General features: G+C 50.8%; 11 protein-coding genes. 7 read left to right on the top strand and 4 right to left on the bottom strand.

Features of this window, described 5'->3' with window-relative positions; translation table 11 throughout:
- Nucleotides 1-27: 27 nt before the first annotated feature.
- From JRI89_05855 to JRI89_05845, 3 genes are all read right to left on the bottom strand, one after another.
- A complete protein-coding gene (locus JRI89_05855; protein ID MBW2070765.1) occupies nucleotides 28-1,545 on the bottom strand; it encodes a PAS domain S-box protein in 1,518 nt (505 codons plus the stop codon).
- Nucleotides 1,535-1,969 (bottom strand): hypothetical protein, encoded by a 435-nt coding sequence (locus tag JRI89_05850; GenBank protein ID MBW2070764.1) that lies wholly within the window; start codon nucleotides 1,967-1,969, stop codon nucleotides 1,535-1,537. The genes JRI89_05855 and JRI89_05850 overlap by 11 nt, the downstream gene beginning before the upstream one ends.
- Before the next feature lie 179 nt (nucleotides 1,970-2,148).
- Nucleotides 2,149-3,255 (bottom strand): DUF362 domain-containing protein, encoded by a 1,107-nt coding sequence (locus JRI89_05845; protein ID MBW2070763.1) that lies wholly within the window; start codon nucleotides 3,253-3,255, stop codon nucleotides 2,149-2,151.
- Nucleotides 3,256-3,989: 734 nt separating this feature from the next.
- Between JRI89_05845 and JRI89_05840 the strand changes: the two genes are divergently transcribed.
- The 7 genes from JRI89_05840 (at nucleotide 3,990) to JRI89_05810 (ending at nucleotide 16,040) form a co-directional block, all read left to right on the top strand.
- Nucleotides 3,990-4,379, top strand: a complete 390-nt coding sequence (locus tag JRI89_05840; protein ID MBW2070762.1) for a response regulator — start codon at nucleotides 3,990-3,992, stop codon at nucleotides 4,377-4,379.
- A 15-nt stretch (nucleotides 4,380-4,394) separates the two neighbouring features.
- A complete protein-coding gene (locus tag JRI89_05835) occupies nucleotides 4,395-7,244 on the top strand; it encodes a molybdopterin-dependent oxidoreductase (GenBank protein MBW2070761.1) in 2,850 nt (949 codons plus the stop codon).
- A 786-nt stretch (nucleotides 7,245-8,030) separates the two neighbouring features.
- Entirely contained in the window at nucleotides 8,031-9,080 is a 1,050-nt protein-coding gene (locus JRI89_05830; GenBank protein MBW2070760.1) for a PAS domain-containing protein, read from the top strand.
- Complete coding sequence (locus JRI89_05825; protein MBW2070759.1) at nucleotides 9,077-10,144, top strand: PAS domain-containing protein; 1,068 nt, start codon at nucleotides 9,077-9,079, stop codon at nucleotides 10,142-10,144. Before JRI89_05830 ends, JRI89_05825 begins: the two co-directional genes overlap by 4 nt.
- 388 nt (nucleotides 10,145-10,532) lie before the next feature.
- Nucleotides 10,533-12,617, top strand: coding sequence for a molybdopterin-dependent oxidoreductase (locus JRI89_05820; GenBank protein MBW2070758.1), 2,085 nt, complete (start codon nucleotides 10,533-10,535; stop codon nucleotides 12,615-12,617).
- A 170-nt stretch (nucleotides 12,618-12,787) separates the two neighbouring features.
- Nucleotides 12,788-15,478 (top strand): FAD-dependent oxidoreductase, encoded by a 2,691-nt coding sequence (locus JRI89_05815; protein MBW2070757.1) that lies wholly within the window; start codon nucleotides 12,788-12,790, stop codon nucleotides 15,476-15,478.
- Nucleotides 15,479-15,818: 340 nt separating this feature from the next.
- Nucleotides 15,819-16,040, top strand: a complete 222-nt coding sequence (locus tag JRI89_05810; protein MBW2070756.1) for a hypothetical protein — start codon at nucleotides 15,819-15,821, stop codon at nucleotides 16,038-16,040.
- A gap of 100 nt (nucleotides 16,041-16,140) precedes the next feature.
- On the opposite strand, the gene JRI89_05805 is transcribed toward JRI89_05810, so the two are convergent.
- Nucleotides 16,141-17,337: an ABC transporter substrate-binding protein gene (locus tag JRI89_05805; GenBank protein ID MBW2070755.1), complete on the bottom strand. Its 1,197-nt coding sequence runs from the start codon at nucleotides 17,335-17,337 to the stop codon at nucleotides 16,141-16,143.
- Nucleotides 17,338-17,430: the final 93 nt, after the last annotated feature.

Below are 17,430 nucleotides of genomic sequence, written 5' to 3'. Positions count from 1 at the left end.
ACCTTCGCCAGAAAACGGCAGCCAGTTCTAGAGATATTCCCTTTCTGGTCTGACAGGAAGCCGAATGGTGAAGATGCTGCCTTCGCCAGGAGTGCTCTCTACAGTGATTTCCCCCTGATGATCCTTGATGATACCATAGCTTACCGACAAGCCCAGCCCAGTGCCCTGCCCAGTAGGCTTGGTGGTGAAGAAGGGATCAAAGATCTTGTCCACAATAGGCGCGGGGATGCCGACCCCGGTGTCAGCCACAGATATGGTGATCCAATGGCGAGAGGCTGAACTTCCAGTGTGTATCCTGATGGTTCCATGGTGTTCGATGGCCTGCCTGGCATTCATAAAAAGGTTCATGAACACCTGTTTCAGTTTTTCGCCGTCGGCATTGATGGTTGGCAGGCCTGCGCTGTAGTGCGTTTCGATAACAACGTTGTCGAGAGCAAACTGATGCTGCACCACGGCCACTGTCTCCCTGAGAAGATCGTTGATGTTAACCGGACCCTTTTGAGATTCACTGGAGCGGGCGAAATTGAGAAGATCTTCCACAATAACCTTGCAATTCTGGGCATGTTTTTCAATGATTTTCAAATCGGCAAAAGTCTGGGTGTCTCCTGGTTCACTCCTCAGCAGCAGTTGAGTATAACCCAGTATCAGTCCGAGGGGATTGTTAATTTCGTGAGCAACACCAGCAGAAAGCTGGCCGAGTGAGGCCAGACGATCCGCCTGCAGCAGTTGCTGCTCCATCTTTTTTCTTTCGGTAATATCTTTGGCAATGCCCTCGAAAGTCTCAACTTCACCCCCCAGGCCGCGGTTCACCGTAAAAGTGAACAGCCAGGTGAGAATTTCTCCATCTCTGCGGCGCAGCCGGCACTCGAGGTTTTTCTTGAAGCCAGCCTCGGCAATTTCTCTGAGCACCTTCTGGCAGTCTACTGGATGTTCCACCAGATCAGCCAGACTGCTGGTGCCCACGAGTTCGGTTTTGGTACCATAGCCCAGATTATTGAGACCGGCCTGATTTATGTCTAGAAATTTTCCTGTTCTGTCCAGGATGAGAATGATGTCCATGGAAGCCTCGAATATGCGCCGGTAGTTCTTTTCCGAAGCAGACAGTTCTGCAGTCCGCTGCCTAACGATTTCTTCAAGGTTGCGGTTGAGCCAGAGGAGTTCTTCACTGGCCCGCTCGATTGCCTCCTTATCATTGAGAATTTGGACATTTACCCGGTATACTCTCTGGAAGAACAGAGTAATGCTGCTGACGATTACAAAGGTGAGTGTATTGATAGAGCCGGTGACAGGCCTCAGCATGAGCCAGATATCGCCGTTGTCTGTAAGAAGAAGCACTCGCTTGGCTATGTGTGCTATTGAACGCGACAGTGAAAAAAGGGCGAGTGCTAGTGAGAGCCACAACAGATAGGTCCATATGACGTTTTTGCTATCAGAGAGTCTGAGCAGATGGGCGTACCTGACGCAGAGGAAAGACAAAACAATCATCGAGGTTGCCCCCATGACGTCAACCAGCCACACAGGATAGAGTGGTAGACTAGTAACCATCTTCGCCTGCCTCCTCTAGGCGTGCCTGGCGGTAAAAGGCACGCAGACCAAGAAAGAGAAAGGAGATGGCCGGTACACACAGAAGGTGATCCATGTTGAGAAAGTAATAGGCAAGTGCAAGCGTAGGTGAGCGGCTTACAATAAGGCGGCGATCAACATCTGAGGTGGCACCGATAAACATTTCGGGGACCATTTTGCTGCTCAGCCAGTGGCCGGTGAAGGCACAGCAGTTCCACACTATAAACAGGATGCAGGAGAGCTGCACAAATCGCCAGCCGCGCTCTCTCACCAGATTGTTGGATTGCAGCCAGTAGACGAGAATGCCCATGGAAAGAATGAAAAACAGGTGGGCTATCTGATGGGCAAAGAGTCCCTCGGGGGCAGGATGCACCTGCAGGGCCCAGAGAGTGCTTGGCTGGGTCACTATCCAGAAGAACAGTGCCAGGCTGGTCAACCGGAGGGGTGTTACTCGACTCGCAAGCCTTTTGCAAGTGTGTCGGCAACGTCGTGGGGCTGTGCTGCATTTAAGGTACAACATTTTGATTCATCGAGTAAATTTCTGGTAATTATTGGTGGGACGGCTGCCCTGGTCAACTGCCCGGATTATATATGGTTGATCTTGTACTTCCTGCTTCCAAGGCCCAACTTCTCTCCGTAGTCCAGCTGTACCGACCAATCAATGTGGGGATAGACTCCCCGGAACTTGTCCTCACCCGCTGCGGTATTGCTTGTCAGGCAGCACCCGGGCAGTGCTGCCTGGTCATTGACGAGATCCACTGCAGCCTGATCAACAGCTATCGGGTCTAGGCTGGCCAGGATGCCGAGATCATTGACTAAAGGGGCGTCACTGTAGCTATAGCAATCGCATTGCGGCGTGACCCGACAGACAAAGTTCAAAAACAGGGCTCTATCCTTTTTCCCTTGGAGCACCCCGAAAGTGTATTCGACCATCTTTTTTTGAAAGCGGGCCATATCCTTGTCCCAGGGAATGGTGACCGCCTCTTCCGGACAGACAGCAATGCACTCGCCACAGCCAATGCATTTCTTTACGTCTTTCTTGGCCTTTTTTTTCACGAGTGTGATGGCCTCCACCGGACAGTGGGCCACACATTCGCCGCAGCCGACACACTTTTTGCCGTTGAATTTGGGAGAGACTTCGCAGTGCTGAGCCAACTTGCCTCTGCGAGAGGCGCATCCCATGCCGATATTCTTTATGGTGCCGCCAAAGCCGGCAAGTTCGTGACCCTTGAAATGCGCCACGCTGATTAGCGCATCTGCATGCACCACATCGGCCCCTAGGTAGACCTCATGGTAAATTGGTAGATCGACCTGCACTGCTACTTCGGAGTTGCCCCGCAGGCCGTCGGCAATGGTGAGAGGCGCCCCCACCACAGCATAGGCGAAGCCGTTTTCAATGGCCGTACTGAGATGGTCCACGCTGTTGGTCCTTGAACCCACATATAGCGTATTAGCATCGGTGAGAAAAGGTTTGCCTCCCAACCGCTTGACGCGATCCACTATGTGGCGAAGAAATACCGGTTCTATGTAGGCGGTGTTACCCTTTTCGCCAAAGTGAAGCTTGATAGCCACAAGATGCCTGGGATGGATCATCTTCTCGAGAGCAACTGCGTCTAGCAGACGGTCGAGCTTGGCAAAGAGATTTTCCTTGATACTGGCACGAAGATCCATTGCAAAGACTGAGCTAGCCACTGGCACTCTCCTCTCGTCCTGGTCCATCGACGAGCCTCCATTTGGACCACGTTGACGGTTCTCAATAACTATTCACCCCTACCAGTGCATATTTGTTTTTGCACTGCAATCTTTTTCCTCCATTCCAACGATTTTTCTTTAGTCGGGTTATTATGTATGATTGCCCAGATATGATGCAAGAAAAATCTTGCAGCACCAGAGATTTAGTAGGAAACACGACAGGTGGTTGCGTTGCTCGGCTTGCGACAGATTCCCGGCACGTTCGTGAAATCGTATTCCAAGGTAGGACTCTTTCATACAATATTTTAGCTGCGTTACCAAGGACAATCATGATGGAAGCAAATACTGTGGCGTAGGGGTAAATAATAGTGTTTTGGAGATGATCCTGCTTCCTTCGAAATGGCATTGCATTTGCTAGATTGACTATCTCTGTGTATTCGTTTATCCTCCCCTGTTAAAGAGTCAGTATGTAGGGAGGAAAGATCCCAATGGACAAGGGGGATGAGGGAATTGTTGCGCTGGAATTTGTTCTGCTCTCGCCACGCCAACTCTTGCCGGATCCTACCTGCTGATCAAGGGAGTTTGTGAAAGGACTAGCTTCATATCTTTCCACACGGAAGTTTATACCATCCAATTTTTATGCTGTGACTGTTTAAATAGTTAGAAGCGGTGCGGCGTCCGCCGGACGAAGCATTGGTCGCAAGCATTCATTACTTGCAGGAGAGGAGGAGAATATGGCCCACATCCTGGTTCTTGACGATGAGCCCAAGGCCTGCAATCTGATCAAGAAGGTTCTTGAAAAGGGGAATGAAGTGTACACTTTTACCGAGGAGGACGATGCCATTAACCATGCCATGAGTTCGAAAGTGGATCTAGCGATTCTAGACATTAAGTTAAAAAAAATGAGTGGTGTTGAGGTGTTGGCGGAACTTAAAAAGTACAATCCGGAGATACGCGCCATCATGCTGACTGGATATCCCACCACCGAGACAGCCAAAGAGGCAATCACTTTGGGAGCTACGGAGTACCTTGTGAAGCCGATCGATATTGATGAATTGGAAAATACAGCGAAGAGAACTCTAGCGGCGAGAAAGCCGAGCAAAGAAACCATCAGCATTACCTGACGGGAGGATGTCACTATGGAGTTCAGCCAACTTACAGAAAACCGGGCCAGGATTTACCAGTTTCTCTCCGTATTATATGGCGATGAGATCTCCCTCGACTTAATCAAGCAGCTCAAAAAGCCTGAATTCTCTGAAAAGATTTCCGCTTTTTTGGACACATGCACGATTGATGATTTGAGGAACGGGGTAGAAAGAATCGTCAGGTTTCTCGGAAGGGCAGAGGAAGCGGATGTTTACAACATGCTTCGCTATGAATACGCCGATTTGTTTCTCAACGCTGGTGTTAATCCCGTGTTTCCCTATGAATCAGTTTACGTGAGTCGAGAGCCGGTTGTCATGCAAGAGCCTATTTTCGAGGTGCGCAAAGCATACCGTGCAGCCGGTGTACATAAGTCGGACAATTATCACGACCTAGACGATCACATCGCTGTAGAACTCGAATTTTGCCGTTATTTGCTGGAGCAGATTTCACAGGAAGACGAACAGCGCGGCACGGCCTTGCAAGACAGTCAGATTGAGTTCCTCAAGAATCATCTGATGCGGTGGGCTGTGGAATTCTGTGCAGTACTCTCGAGTAGCGCCCAATCGGATTTCTATCGGGGTCTGGCCGATTTGACATTGAGTTTCCTCTTCCATGAGCGAAGATTAGCCTTCAACATACAATCGGGCACAAAGCCAGAGGACGAACTGGTGAAGGCTTTGAATCTGTTGGGTGTGGCAGTAAAGTCTCTCTCCTTTCCGGGAGGTTATCAAACTCTTGCTGACGGCGCCAAAGAGCCTGAGCGCACGAAGACAATTCCCAGCCATTGTTACATTTGCGGCGCTCTGTGTGGTACTCGCGTGACGGTAAAGGATGGCATTGCCACTAGGATCTCTGGACTTCCCGGTGATCCAAAAGGAGGGGGCAGGCTTTGTCCTAAAGGTGCTGCCGCTATCAGTCATACTTATAGTGCGTACAGACTCAAGGAACCCCTGATCAGGGAGAACGGCCGTTTTCGAAAGGCCACGTGGGATGAGGCTCTGGATCGAGTGGCAACCGCTCTTAAACAATTGGAGCCTAGTACTGTGGGCTATTTACGTGGCAACGATTGGTACAATTGGATTCACGAGGCCCTTTTTGACCATTACGGTGCTCATAAGACAACCCATCGGCCCATGTGTGATAATTCCAACCGCATGGCCAATGAACACAATCTGAACGACAAGAGACCTTGGATTAATTATGAAAATTCAGAATATATTCTGCATTTTGGCATGAATGAGCTGGCAACTTCTTATGGTCAACGCAAAACAGCCGGGCTTCGTGCGGCAGTCAGACGGGGTGCGAAGCTTGTGGTTTTGGATCCGCGAAGATCAGAGACTGCAGCCGAAGCCACCGAGTGGATTCAGATCAAACCGGCCACAGATGCAGCCGTTGCCATGGCCATGTGCTATGTAATTGTCACAAAAGAGCTTTACGATAAAGATTTCGTCGAGAACTGGACGTACGGCTTTGAAGAGTTCAAGAAGCGTTTACTGGGAGAGGAAGATGGGGTGGCTCGCAGTCCTGAATGGGCGGCGAAGATCAGCGGGGTGCCTGCGGAGACCATTGAGCGCATTGCCGTGGAGTTTGCTCATACCAAATACAAAGGGGCTTTGAGTTGGACGGGTGTCGCCCAGAGTCCCAATTCAATGTACGGTACGGCTGCTGTTCAGGCGCTCAATGGACTGCTGGGTACCTTCGATGCCCCGGGAGGCCCGTCTCTTCCCTTCAAAAGAAAGTTGAAGAGCGCCTGGGGTGAGGGACAGCAGAAGCCGCCGGCAAACTCGCCTCCCAAGTTGAACAAGCTGGGCATCTGGCAAGGCTGGGCGCCGGCCTTCTTCCCCAAGGATGTGGCAGAAGGGAGGCTCAAGGCTCTGATTTGCTATTTCGGCGATCCGGTTCTCTCATGGGGTAACCAGGAAAAGATGGTGGAGGCCATCAAGCAGTTGGAATTCTGTGCTGTTATTGATGCCTTCATGTGCAATACTGCAGTACTCAGCGACGTAGTGCTCCCCGACGTCACCTTTCTTGAGCATAGCCAGATAAAGGCTGATTGGCTCTACGATGCATTTATCGCCTATTATGCTAAGATCATTGACCCCCTCTTCAATGCAAAGCCCATGTGGTGGATAACGGTGGAGTTGGCCAAGAGATTGGGATACGGCGAGTACTTTCCTTGGAAGGATATTGAGGAAGCCGAGCGCAATCAGCTTGCCGGTACACCATGGTCTTATGAAGAACTCAAGGAGAAAGGATTCCTCATTACCGACGAGGCCGAATATTACAAATACAAGAAGTGGGGGAGCCTGAATCCGCCCGAAGGTTACGGCAGCTCTGGGAAGAGCAAGACTGGCAAGTACAACTTCAAAAATCCGGTGGCCGAAGCAAAGGGAGTGGATCCCTTGCCAGATTACAAAGAGCCAGATGCCGACATGCAGCCGGATGAAAAGTACCCCTTTGTATTTGGTAACTTCAGGCTTTATGCCCATGAGCACTCCTCTACCTTCCACAACTTCAGACTCGTGAAGTCTGAGGGCACTAACCCGCTGTGGATGAACAAGCTTGACGCTAAACAGCGCGGGTTAGAAGAGGGGGACAAGGTGAAGCTTCGCTCGCCTTGGGGTGAGGTGATTATGGAGGTAAAGCCCACCTGGTTTATCATGCAGGGTGTGCTTGGTTCTGCTGGAGGTTTTGGGCACTGGCGAGGGCCGGAAGCGGATCCCAAGTATCCACAGTTCGGGGGCACCAACCCCCCGGGGATTATGAAGCCCAACAGCGCCGACTGGGTTGGGGGGACGCCGCCACTCAAGTATATTAAAACAACAGTGGAGAAGGTGAGCTGACCTACTTTTAGTCGTCATGGAATAATAACGCTCCACCTTAGATGGAGTGTTGTTTTTGAGAATGACAAACGTTGTTTTGCCTCACGCTTCAAACGGTAGATGTGAGATATGGGATATCGGGTATGTGAAGTAAGTGGGAGAGGTGACGATTCCCCATCTCTGATCTCACATCCATTGCCCAGTGTTCGTCTGATTTCTGAACTGCACAATCTAATTTGGATTTCGTCTAAGAAGAGCAACTCGCTGGGCCTCTTTCGGGTTTCTTTTTCATCCCATCATTGCTAGTTGTGGTGGGACATCCACGAGTAATAGGGTGAGAGGGAAGTTACTTCTGACTGGACTATTAGCTGGCTGTCTGGTGGTCATCTGGCCGGGTGAGAGTCTAGCTACCATCGTCCACGGCGCGCCGGAAGGGCTTTACACACATCAACTCGGTCACCTCCTTTTCCTAGGCGCCATGCTCTATATTTGGTGGGTTACCCGCCATCGTCCAAGAAAGAGCTGGCACTTCATTCGCATGTCATTTCTTCTTTTTGCCCTTTGGAACCTGGACACGTTTTTGGTCCACGTACTGGATGCCTTGATCCCTAGAAGTCAGTATGTGGGCTTGGCGAAGGACTGGTCTTTGCGGTTCCAGGCAAATGGATTGTTTGATTTGGTCTCTTATGCTGGTAAACAAGACCATCTTCTTTCTGTTCCGGCAGCTGTTTGCCTCTACTATGGTTTGAGACTTCTGAGACATGAAAAGGTGCGAGAAGGTAAATCGTAATGAGCCTTTCACTCCCTATGTCTTTCACATATCTGGTGGATGTCGTGGGCTCGATAGCTATGCTGTTGTTAGCGGTCGCAATAGTCTACGAATCGTATCAGATGCGACAACGAAGCCTAATTCACCTTTATCTTTATCTGTTGGCGTGTACATTGGCGGCTTTTGCTGTGAGCAGGGCTTTGGGGCACCTGGTGCGTCGGCTTGTTGTAACTGCGGGCTATGCTGACCAATGGCGGGCGCTTTCCCCAATTTCTGGTGCCATTAACACGGTCACTTTTGTAATTATTGCGGCTAGTTCCTTTCTATATGTAGTTTTTCAGCGCATCCAAAAGGAGCGTGATGAACGGCATGCTCATTATCTGGCGGAAATGGAAAGCGCCCGGGATTTTCTTCAGCACGTCATTGACAGTTTGAACGCCCAACTCGTGGTGATCGACCCGGGCTATAACGTGAGACTAGTGAACCAAAAACTTGTCGACGATCTCAACTCTAGCCGTGAGCAGCTTGTCGGGAAAAAATGTCATGAAGTCTTTCATCAAGGCTGTGAAGCTGGCAGCGACTGCCGGAATGTGGAAAACGAGGATCATATTTGTCCGTGGAAGCTCATGGAACAGAAGAAAGAGGCGGTGATTCTCACCCACCGCCATCAAAAGCCAGACGGTGAATTTGCCATTATGGAGATTATGGCTTCCCCGGTGGTCAACGAAGAAGGAGAATTGGAGTATATCATTGAAACATTGCGGGATATCACTGAAAAGGTTAGGCTAGAAGAACAACTGCGACAGCAGGAGAAGCTGCAAGGCGTAGTGGAAATGGCTACAGCAGTGGCACATGAATTGAACACCCCCATGTTTACTGTGCTCGGAAATGTCCAACTCATCCAGAGGCAAATGGAGAAGAGTGATCCATTCTATGAAGAATTGGAGGATATCATCCATGAGGTGAAGCGGATGAGCAAGTTGACAAGGAAGATGACGACAATTCGTCAGTATACTGCTAAAGACTATGTGGGAGACGTGCGATTGGTGGATATTGAAAAGGCATCCGAAGAAGAGGAAGATATATGAAAGGCAGCAAGACGCAAGCGGAAGTTTACGCCTGGCTGCTAAAGGTTGTGGATTGTGCCTATTGCGTCTGCGATCCTTCAGGGATTATTGAGAAGGCGAATGATGCTGCCAATAAATTGTTGGGGATTCCTCCCGAGCAGAGCTTGATGGGAGTGCCTCTATTCAGTTTCTTCCCTTCTGCTGACCAGTGGCAGGACTTTCTTGACGATCTCCTGACAAAGGGGGAAGTGAGAAGCCGCAACGTCAGTTTGCGCCGGCAGGATGGCAATTGGGTGGCATCAGCGGTCTCGGCCAAGCTGTTTTCCGGTGACAGCCGTAATGGTACAGAATTCCAAGTCTTGATCCAAAAGCGGTGCGAGTTGGAGCCTCTGGGTAATCATCTGGGTAACATGGAAAAAATGGCTGCTTTGGGTCAGTTGGCGGCCAGTGTTGCCCATGAGATAAATAACCCTCTGAACATCATTCTTGGCTATACACAGCTTCTTCTCAGGGAAGCCGAACCTGAATCTGATGCATGGAATAGCCTGAAGGAAATTGAAGAATGTGCCCAGATGTGTCGTAAGGTGGTGGGTGATCTCCTTGCCTTTACGAGGAAAAGCGATACTGAATGGGGTCCTGTTGACGTGAACAATAGCATCTCGGAAGTAATCCACCTGATGGAAAACAGATTTAAGACTGAAAGAATTGAGCTGATTCAGGACTTTGAACCGAATATTCCCTTGATTGTCGGTGATGTGGATCGGCTCAAACAAGTATTTCTCAATTTTCTTGTGAACGCCCAGCAGGCTATTGGTACAGACGGCACCATTACCGTTCGCACCGAATTTGAGCCAGACAGGGGCCTCATCTGTATTACTATACAGGACACTGGCTGCGGTATTCCCCCAGAGATAAGAGAAAAGATCTTTGAGCCTTTTTACACAACGAAGGGGCCAGGCAGAGGCACAGGACTGGGTCTGGCCGTATCTCAAAGCATTGTTGCAAAGCATGGTGGAGAGATCAAAATGGAGAGTACGGTGGGTAAGGGTACCACCTTCACCATATTGTTACCAGTTGAGAGGTGAAACAGCTGAACGAGGCCATGATGGGCTAAAGGGCTAAACTGAGAGCTTTTCGGATGATGTCAGCCATACTATGTTTAAGGCAGTTTCGGCTAAGGGCACAAAGAAGTGGGCATATACGGGCAGGAGACCTGTGTATTTTTTCACAATACTTTTCTGTGCCTGAAAAAAATGATATCAAACAATTTGCTAATCGGTATTCTGATGGTGGTTGCAAATCAAGCGTAGCTCTAAGCTAGACAGCTCCCCAGCTTTTAGCAGTAAAAGCTCGCCCTAGAATTATCTCAGCCATCCCTGGGAATAGAACAAGAGAGATGGACTTTATCCGCTAAGCCCTTGATCTACAGAAAATGTAGACGGTTAAAAGGGAAATTATCAAGGAGGCAAAGGCATGCAGAAAGATGTGTACAGCATATGCTTCATGTGCACCGTTAGGTGTCCAATCAAGGTCACAGTGGTTGACGGTGCAGTGAAATGGATAGAAGGCAACCCGTACCAACTCAAGGGAGGTCTTTGCGCCAAAGGGAGCGCCGGTATCCAACTGCTCTACGATAAAGAGAGGTTGCGCTACCCTATGATTAGAGCAGGTGCCCGCGGCGAGGGCAAATGGAGACGAGTGACTTGGGACGAGGCCCTTGACTACTCGGCAGAGAAGCTCAAAGGGATCATGGAGAAATACGGACCCCAAAGCATCGTCTTTGGTGAAAGACAAAACCTCAACACCCACATCAGCAAGACCTTTATGCGCGCCATCGGTTCACCCAACCATTATAGCCATGATTCTCTGTGCAAGGGTTCAGTAAACACGGCTTTTCGCTCTCTAACCGGTTACACTGACGCCCAGGTGAACATGGACTTTGCCAATACGAAACATGTGATTTTTTATGGGCGTAACTTTTTCGAGTCCCTTCAGCTCAAGCCTATCCAGGCTTTTATGAAAGCCAGAAAGAAAGGCGCTAAGACAACATATATTGATATCCGCGCTACAGTTACTGCCTCCAAGGCGGATCGATTCTGGCTCATCAGGCCGGGCACTGATCTCGCCCTCAACTATGCGCTTATGCACGTTATCCTCAAGGAAAACCTTTACGATGAGGAGTACGTGAGCAGGTGGGTTACAGGGTTAGATGAACTCAGGGCTTTTGTGGAGCTGCTGACTCCCGAGTGGGCCGAGCGGGAGACTGGCATCCCTGCAAACGAAATAGTCAGCCTTGCCAGGGAGGTGAGCAGGGACAAACCACAGGTGATTTTCAATTATGGCTACCGTGGCGCCAACCATACCAATGAGATCTACTTCAGACGATCCATCATCATCCTCAATGCCTTGATGGGAAGTATTGAAGCGAAGGGGGGGCTCTATTTCAAGAAAGGCCCGAAAGATGCGGGCTACGGTTCGTTTGGTAAACTTGTGGACCAACAGGGACTCCCCAAACCGAATATAGAGAGATTTGATGGGGTAGGTGGATCCAGGTTCCCTATCTGCGACCCTGCCCACGGGGTGGCTCAAATGCTGCCGCTGGCAATACTTAGTGAGGACCCTTACCCTATCAAAGCAGTAATCACCAACAGGTTCGACCCGCTGCTTTCTATACCGGACTATAATCTCAACAAGAGAGCTTTCAACAAGCTGGATTTCGCACTCACCATAGACATCAATTTCAGTGAAACGGCTTGGTATTCGGATGTGGTTCTTCCCGAGTGCATATACCTCGAGAGGGCAGATTCCCTGCAAATGGCAAACAGCCTTAAACCTACCATTTTTATGCGGCGTCAATGCGTCCCCCCGAGGTATGATACCAAACCGCAGTGGGAAATCATCAAGGGACTGGCCGAGCGGTTAGGGTTGGCTCACTATTTCCCCTATGAGAGCATTGAGGATATCTGGGACTTTCAACTAAAGGACATGGGAATCCGAGTCGATGATTTTGATGCCAAAGGTTTCGTCAGTCTATCAGACAAAGCGATTCTGTGGGATCGCAGGGATGGGATCAAGTTCAAAACACCGTCCAAAAAGATCGAGCTCGTTTCCAGCCTGCTGGAGGACAATGGTTTCCCCTCGTTCCCGGAATATGAAACTGTGAAGCCACCAGAGGAGGGCTCCTTTTGGCTGACGGTGGGGAGGTGTGCCGTTCATACTCATATCTCCACCCAGAACAATCCTTACCTCAATGAACTAGTGCCGGAGAACGCCTTGTGGATAAACAGTAAAGAGGCCGAGAAGCTCGGGATAGGAGAAGGCCAAGAGGTGGAGATTACTTCCACCTGTGGGACTGGTCGTATAAAGGTGCATCTGACCGAATATATTCACCCTGAAGCGGTTTTCATGCTCCATGGCTTCGGCCGCCAGGTGCCGGCCGCTACCAGGACCTTCGATAAAGGGGCCAGCGATACCTTGTTGCAGGAGAATCTGACAGATATGATCGGGGGCAGTCCGGCGCTACATGAGACCATCGTTCGAGTCAGACCACTTTCCTAGTGCCATGCCCTTGGATTTTCGGACGAACGCGGTAGCGAACAGGGCGTGCTGGTTCAACAACTTTTGGGGAAAAGGACCTGATTCCAGCAAAGCCATATGTGAATTGCATTACAGCAATGACGGGGTGCCATGCTGGCCCCGGTGAGAGAAATACTTGAAGGAGAAAATTGATGAGCCAATACCACCTCTATCAGGACAGGGAAGAATGCATCGGCTGCCACTCTTGTGAGGTCCACTGTAAAGACAACAAAGGGCTCCCTCCAGGGCCCCGCTTGTGCCGTATCATTACGACTACCCCCCAAGTGGTAAACAACATTCCCAAGACGGACTTCGTCTTCATGCCTTGTTTTCATTGTGACGAGCCATGGTGTGTACCAGCATGCCCGACTGGCGCTATGCAGACGCGGGCAAAGGACGGTATTGTTTTTGTGGATGAAGAACTCTGTGTGGGATGCAAGTCCTGTATCGAGGCCTGCCCCTATGGTGCGCCCCAGTGGAATCCTGAGACCGGCAAGGTGGTAAAATGTGACTACTGTATGGACCGGGTGGATCAAGGTCTGGAACCAGCTTGCGTGGCTAAATGTGTGACCAAATGCCTTCATTTTGAAAGAACTGCAGAGTTGACCGAAGAGCAGAGAGAAGAGCATCTTGCAGACGTAATGTCAATCGAGGTGGCGAACCCTCCGGGAATAAGTGTCTGCCCCGTAACGAAAACTTTAAATGACCTTTCTAGAGCGTTGGAGACCAGAGGGCGGGTCACTGAACCTCGCTCTCGGCAGAGAGTGGAATCATTGATTGAGCTTCTTGAGGATGTCAGCCGTGGCAGGGGTGGGACAGACCACTTGCCGGCCATAGATTCGCTGGCCAATAAGCTTATGGCGGAAGCCGGTGAGGAAGGGGCTCGCCTTGTGGGACAGATGGTATCAGTGGCCATTGCAGAATACCAGGAGGTCTATGAAAGTCATATTACCACCCATGTTTGTCCGACCGGGGATTGTGACGTTCTCACGCCGGCGCCTTGTCAGATGGCCTGTCCGGCCGGGATTGATGTCTCGAGTTACGTGAGCCTGATCGGCCAGGGTCGCGATGCCGAGGCGGTTGAACTCATCCGTAAGGACAACCCCTTCCCCTGGGTATGTGGTTTGGTGTGCACGCACCCATGTGAATACGTCTGCGTTCGTGGTAGGATCGACACACCCATAGCCATACGAGATCTTAAGGCCTTTGCTGCCGAAAGAGCCATGTCCGAGCGTACCTATGTCAACCCACAAAAAGCCCCAGACAATGGCCACAAGGTCTGCGTGATCGGTGCAGGTCCGGCAGGACTTACCGCGGCCTATTACCTGGTATTGAGAGGTTACCGGGTCACTGTGGTTGAGGCTCTGCCCATGGCGGGTGGGATGATGATGGTGGGGATCCCTAGATATCGACTGCCACGGGAGGTCATTGATCGGGAGGTGGCAATGATTGAGGACCTGGGGGTCGAGTTCCGCTATAATACCAGACTGGGTAAAGACACCACAATCGAAAAGCTAAGGCAGGAAGGATACGAGGCATTTTTCATCAGTATTGGCGCACATGGTTCTTACAGGCTGGGAGTTGCCGGCGAGGATTCATTCCCTCAAGTGTTGGATGCCATAGCTTTTCTCCTCCGAGTGGCTTTGGGTGAAAGACACAAACCCGGCAGGCGAGTGGCGATCATTGGTGGCGGCAACGTGGCTATTGACGCTGCCAGGACCTGTATTCGGCTTGGCTGTCAAGATGTCAGCATCCTCTACCGGCGGACTCGCTCTGAAATGCCTGCCAGTATTGAAGAGGTCGAGCAGGCCGAAGAAGAAGGGGTGCGCTTCTCGTTTCTCACTGTTCCAGTGGAGATCGTGGGAACTGAAGGGTGCGTTACTGGTATCCGATGTCTGAAAGCAAGACTGGAGGCAGCAGATTCCAGCGGCAGACGGCGACCTGTTCCTGTGGAAGACAGTGATCATCTGTATGAGGTTGATGCGGTAATCACCGCCATTGGTCAGAAGATCGATCCGGAAGGGCTCGAATCTTTGGAAAACCTTAAGTGGACAAAACGCAATACTCTTCTGGCTGATACAGTGAGCGGCATGACCAACGAGGATGGAGTATTTGCTGGAGGCGACGCTGTTTTGGGACCGGCAACCGTAGTGGAAGCTATCGGTGCAGGTAAATTTGCCGCAGCAGGGATAGACCGCTACTTGCGAGGACTGCCACAGCCTAAAATGCCGCAGGTACCCGTCCGTCACCAGCGTGTTGAGTGGCTCGAGGTTCCAGCCGCTACTAAGATGATCCTGCATCGGCCAGAAATGCCAATGCTTAATCCGGATAGAAGGAGGATCACTTTTCAGCAGGTGGAGCTGGGACTATCCGAAGCTATGGCCAGGGAAGAGGGACGGCGGTGTCTCAGGTGTGATATCTGCAAACGTTGTGGACTGTGCGTCAGTATCTGTCGTGACAAAATGGGTGTTGATGCCTTGCAGTTTGGCTATCTTGATTTCGACCAGCAAGGAGTAACTGATTTTCGGATCGCGGCTGACCGTTGCATTCTGTGTGGTGCATGTGCTACCAATTGTCCTACTGGTGCTATTGTCTTAGAAGACGTGAATGGTGAGCGTCGACTTAATTTCTGCGGTACTATACTTCGTCGAGAAAAACTGGAATATTGTGAGAGCTGCGGTGTAGAGTTGGGTACGCGGCGGTATTTAAACTTTGTCGGTAGACGGATCCAGATAATGCCTGGTCCTTTTGCTGACCGCAAGTTGTGTCCCGAATGCGCCAGGAAAGCCACCGCCGAACTGCCGGTAGAGACAGGCCTATTCCCTGCTTCTCCAAACGTTTAGCCCGAATATTTCATGGGTTAGCCTTGCGAGGCTGTGACGATGACTGTTGCCTGCGTAGCGCAGGTGCTCGCGCCCTGTAGGGATACCACAGTACTGCAAAGGTCCTAGATGTACTCGATTAGTACCTTATAGTCCCGGACAACCAAGGACGCACTTGCATTGCCGTAAAGCCTGTAGCTCGCTGAAGAGGAGGGAAATATGGGCGGTTCCAGCTAGGCTACTGTGTGACACTTGAAATACCTCGCCTGGGTAGACATTTATGATTGGCCAGTCGTAGTAGACCGAGCGCTTCAATGAAGATTGTACAATATCATAATAATATTAGGAAAGGGGAGAATCAATGTTACCATTTCGCCAAGGCGATCGGGTCGAGGTCTATCGAAAATCTAATGATGAAAGCTGGGAAGACTATATGGAGGAGTACATCGGTCTCCATGGGGTGATAAGCGATCCCGACACGGTCATCAATGATCCAGAGGCGCTTGTCAGGGTTACGCTCGATGGGACCGGCGGAACACATCGTTTCCCTCAAGATTGCCTGCGCAAGCTTGAAGATCTTTGAGACAAGGCTACGGCCCAGCCACTCACCTCTAAGAACGGATTCTTGCCCTGCTCCGGGCAACGGGCGGGGATTGGTTCCCGCCCGTTGAATTATCTAGCTATCAATAGATCAATTTCCACTTGCCATCTCTTACCATCACTATGATCATTGAATCGGTGCCCAGGCCATTGTGATCCTTGGGAGTGATGTTGTAGATGCCGCTTACTCCCACGTAGTTTTTGGTTTGCTCAATGGCGTCTCGCAGGGCCGCCGGTTCGGTTCCTGCCCTTTTCATGGCATTGGCAATGATATAGATGGCGTCCCAGGCATAGCCGGAATGAGTATTGATGGGGAATTTCTGGTCGTAGTGGTAGACATCGTTGTAGAGATGGACGAATTCTTCGATGACAGCCTTCTGCGGATCCGTAGCTGGCAACTGGTCGTAGGCCATCAGTTTAGTGGCCGGCATGATATTACCCTCTGCTGCCCTGCCAGCCAGCTCTATGTATTTAGGTCCTGGCAGGCCGTGGCACTGAATCAGAGGTATCTTGATAGCCAACTGTTTGACATTTTTTGCCACAATGGCGCCTGCCGGGCCTATGGTCCAGCAGACAATGACCTGGGCGTTGGTGTTTCTTATCTTGGTGAGCTGGGTGGTCATGTCTGCATCTCTGACTCCAAAGGATTCGTCAGCTACGACAGTGAGCCCATACTCTGGGGCCAGCTTGGTGAGCCAGCGATGGCCATCGCGGCCGAAGCCATCGGATGCAGTTATCAAGGCAATATTTTTGACTTTCTTGGCCCGCAGGTACTGGTAGACTTTTTTTACGGCGATGGAGCTCCGCTGTGGGGATTTGAAGATCCACTTAGCAGTGCCAAAATCTTTGCCGCCGTGAATGCCCTCCATGATCACCGGGTCGCCGCCCACCGTCATCACAGTGGGAATGTGCTTGCCCTCCAGATATTTCTTCACAGCCATGCCAGTACCCGTGCGCGTGGGACCAATCAAAGCTACCACGTTTTCCATTTCCACCAGCCGTTTGGCTACCATGAGCGCCTTGGTGGGATCACCCTCGGTGTCGCCGATTAGCAGCTGCAGAGGACGGCCATTGACGCCGCCCTCCTTGTTGATCTTGTCAACCACCATCTGGGCCACCAGTTTGGTGGGTGTGCCGATAAAGGCCGCTGTTCCGGAAAGATCGAAGAAAGCACCGATCTTGATCGGTTCAGCAGCTTTGCTGGTTGTGGCTGGAGAGCCAAAGACAAAAGCAGCCAGAGAAAGCAAGCAGATGATGTAGATCTTTGTTCGCCTGTTCATAGCAAAACCCCCCTTTGCTCCTCATATGGTAAACAACTCCTATCACCCCACATCCAGGTCGTCTTATACACCTCCTTTTTTGCCTTCTAGTAT

This window comes from Deltaproteobacteria bacterium, assembly GCA_019309045.1.
Lineage (GTDB): Bacteria > Desulfobacterota > Syntrophobacteria > BM002 > BM002 > JAFDGZ01.
The sequence above is the reverse complement of the archived record's forward strand: the minus strand, read 5'-3'. Positions and strand labels throughout refer to the sequence as shown.

What these genes read in the sequence shown, in the direction of transcription:
- JRI89_05855 (MBW2070765.1), bottom strand. Translation starts at nt 1,545, where the DNA reads ATGGTTACTAGTCTACCACTCTATCCTGTGTGGCTGGTTGACGTCATG.
- JRI89_05840 (MBW2070762.1), top strand. Translation starts at nt 3,990, where the DNA reads ATGGCCCACATCCTGGTTCTTGACGATGAGCCCAAGGCCTGCAATCTG.
- JRI89_05835 (MBW2070761.1), top strand. Translation starts at nt 4,395, where the DNA reads ATGGAGTTCAGCCAACTTACAGAAAACCGGGCCAGGATTTACCAGTTT.
- JRI89_05830 (MBW2070760.1), top strand. Translation starts at nt 8,031, where the DNA reads ATGTCTTTCACATATCTGGTGGATGTCGTGGGCTCGATAGCTATGCTG.
- JRI89_05825 (MBW2070759.1), top strand. Translation starts at nt 9,077, where the DNA reads ATGAAAGGCAGCAAGACGCAAGCGGAAGTTTACGCCTGGCTGCTAAAG.
- JRI89_05820 (MBW2070758.1), top strand. Translation starts at nt 10,533, where the DNA reads ATGCAGAAAGATGTGTACAGCATATGCTTCATGTGCACCGTTAGGTGT.
- JRI89_05815 (MBW2070757.1), top strand. Translation starts at nt 12,788, where the DNA reads ATGAGCCAATACCACCTCTATCAGGACAGGGAAGAATGCATCGGCTGC.
- JRI89_05810 (MBW2070756.1), top strand. Translation starts at nt 15,819, where the DNA reads ATGTTACCATTTCGCCAAGGCGATCGGGTCGAGGTCTATCGAAAATCT.
- JRI89_05805 (MBW2070755.1), bottom strand. Translation starts at nt 17,337, where the DNA reads ATGAACAGGCGAACAAAGATCTACATCATCTGCTTGCTTTCTCTGGCT.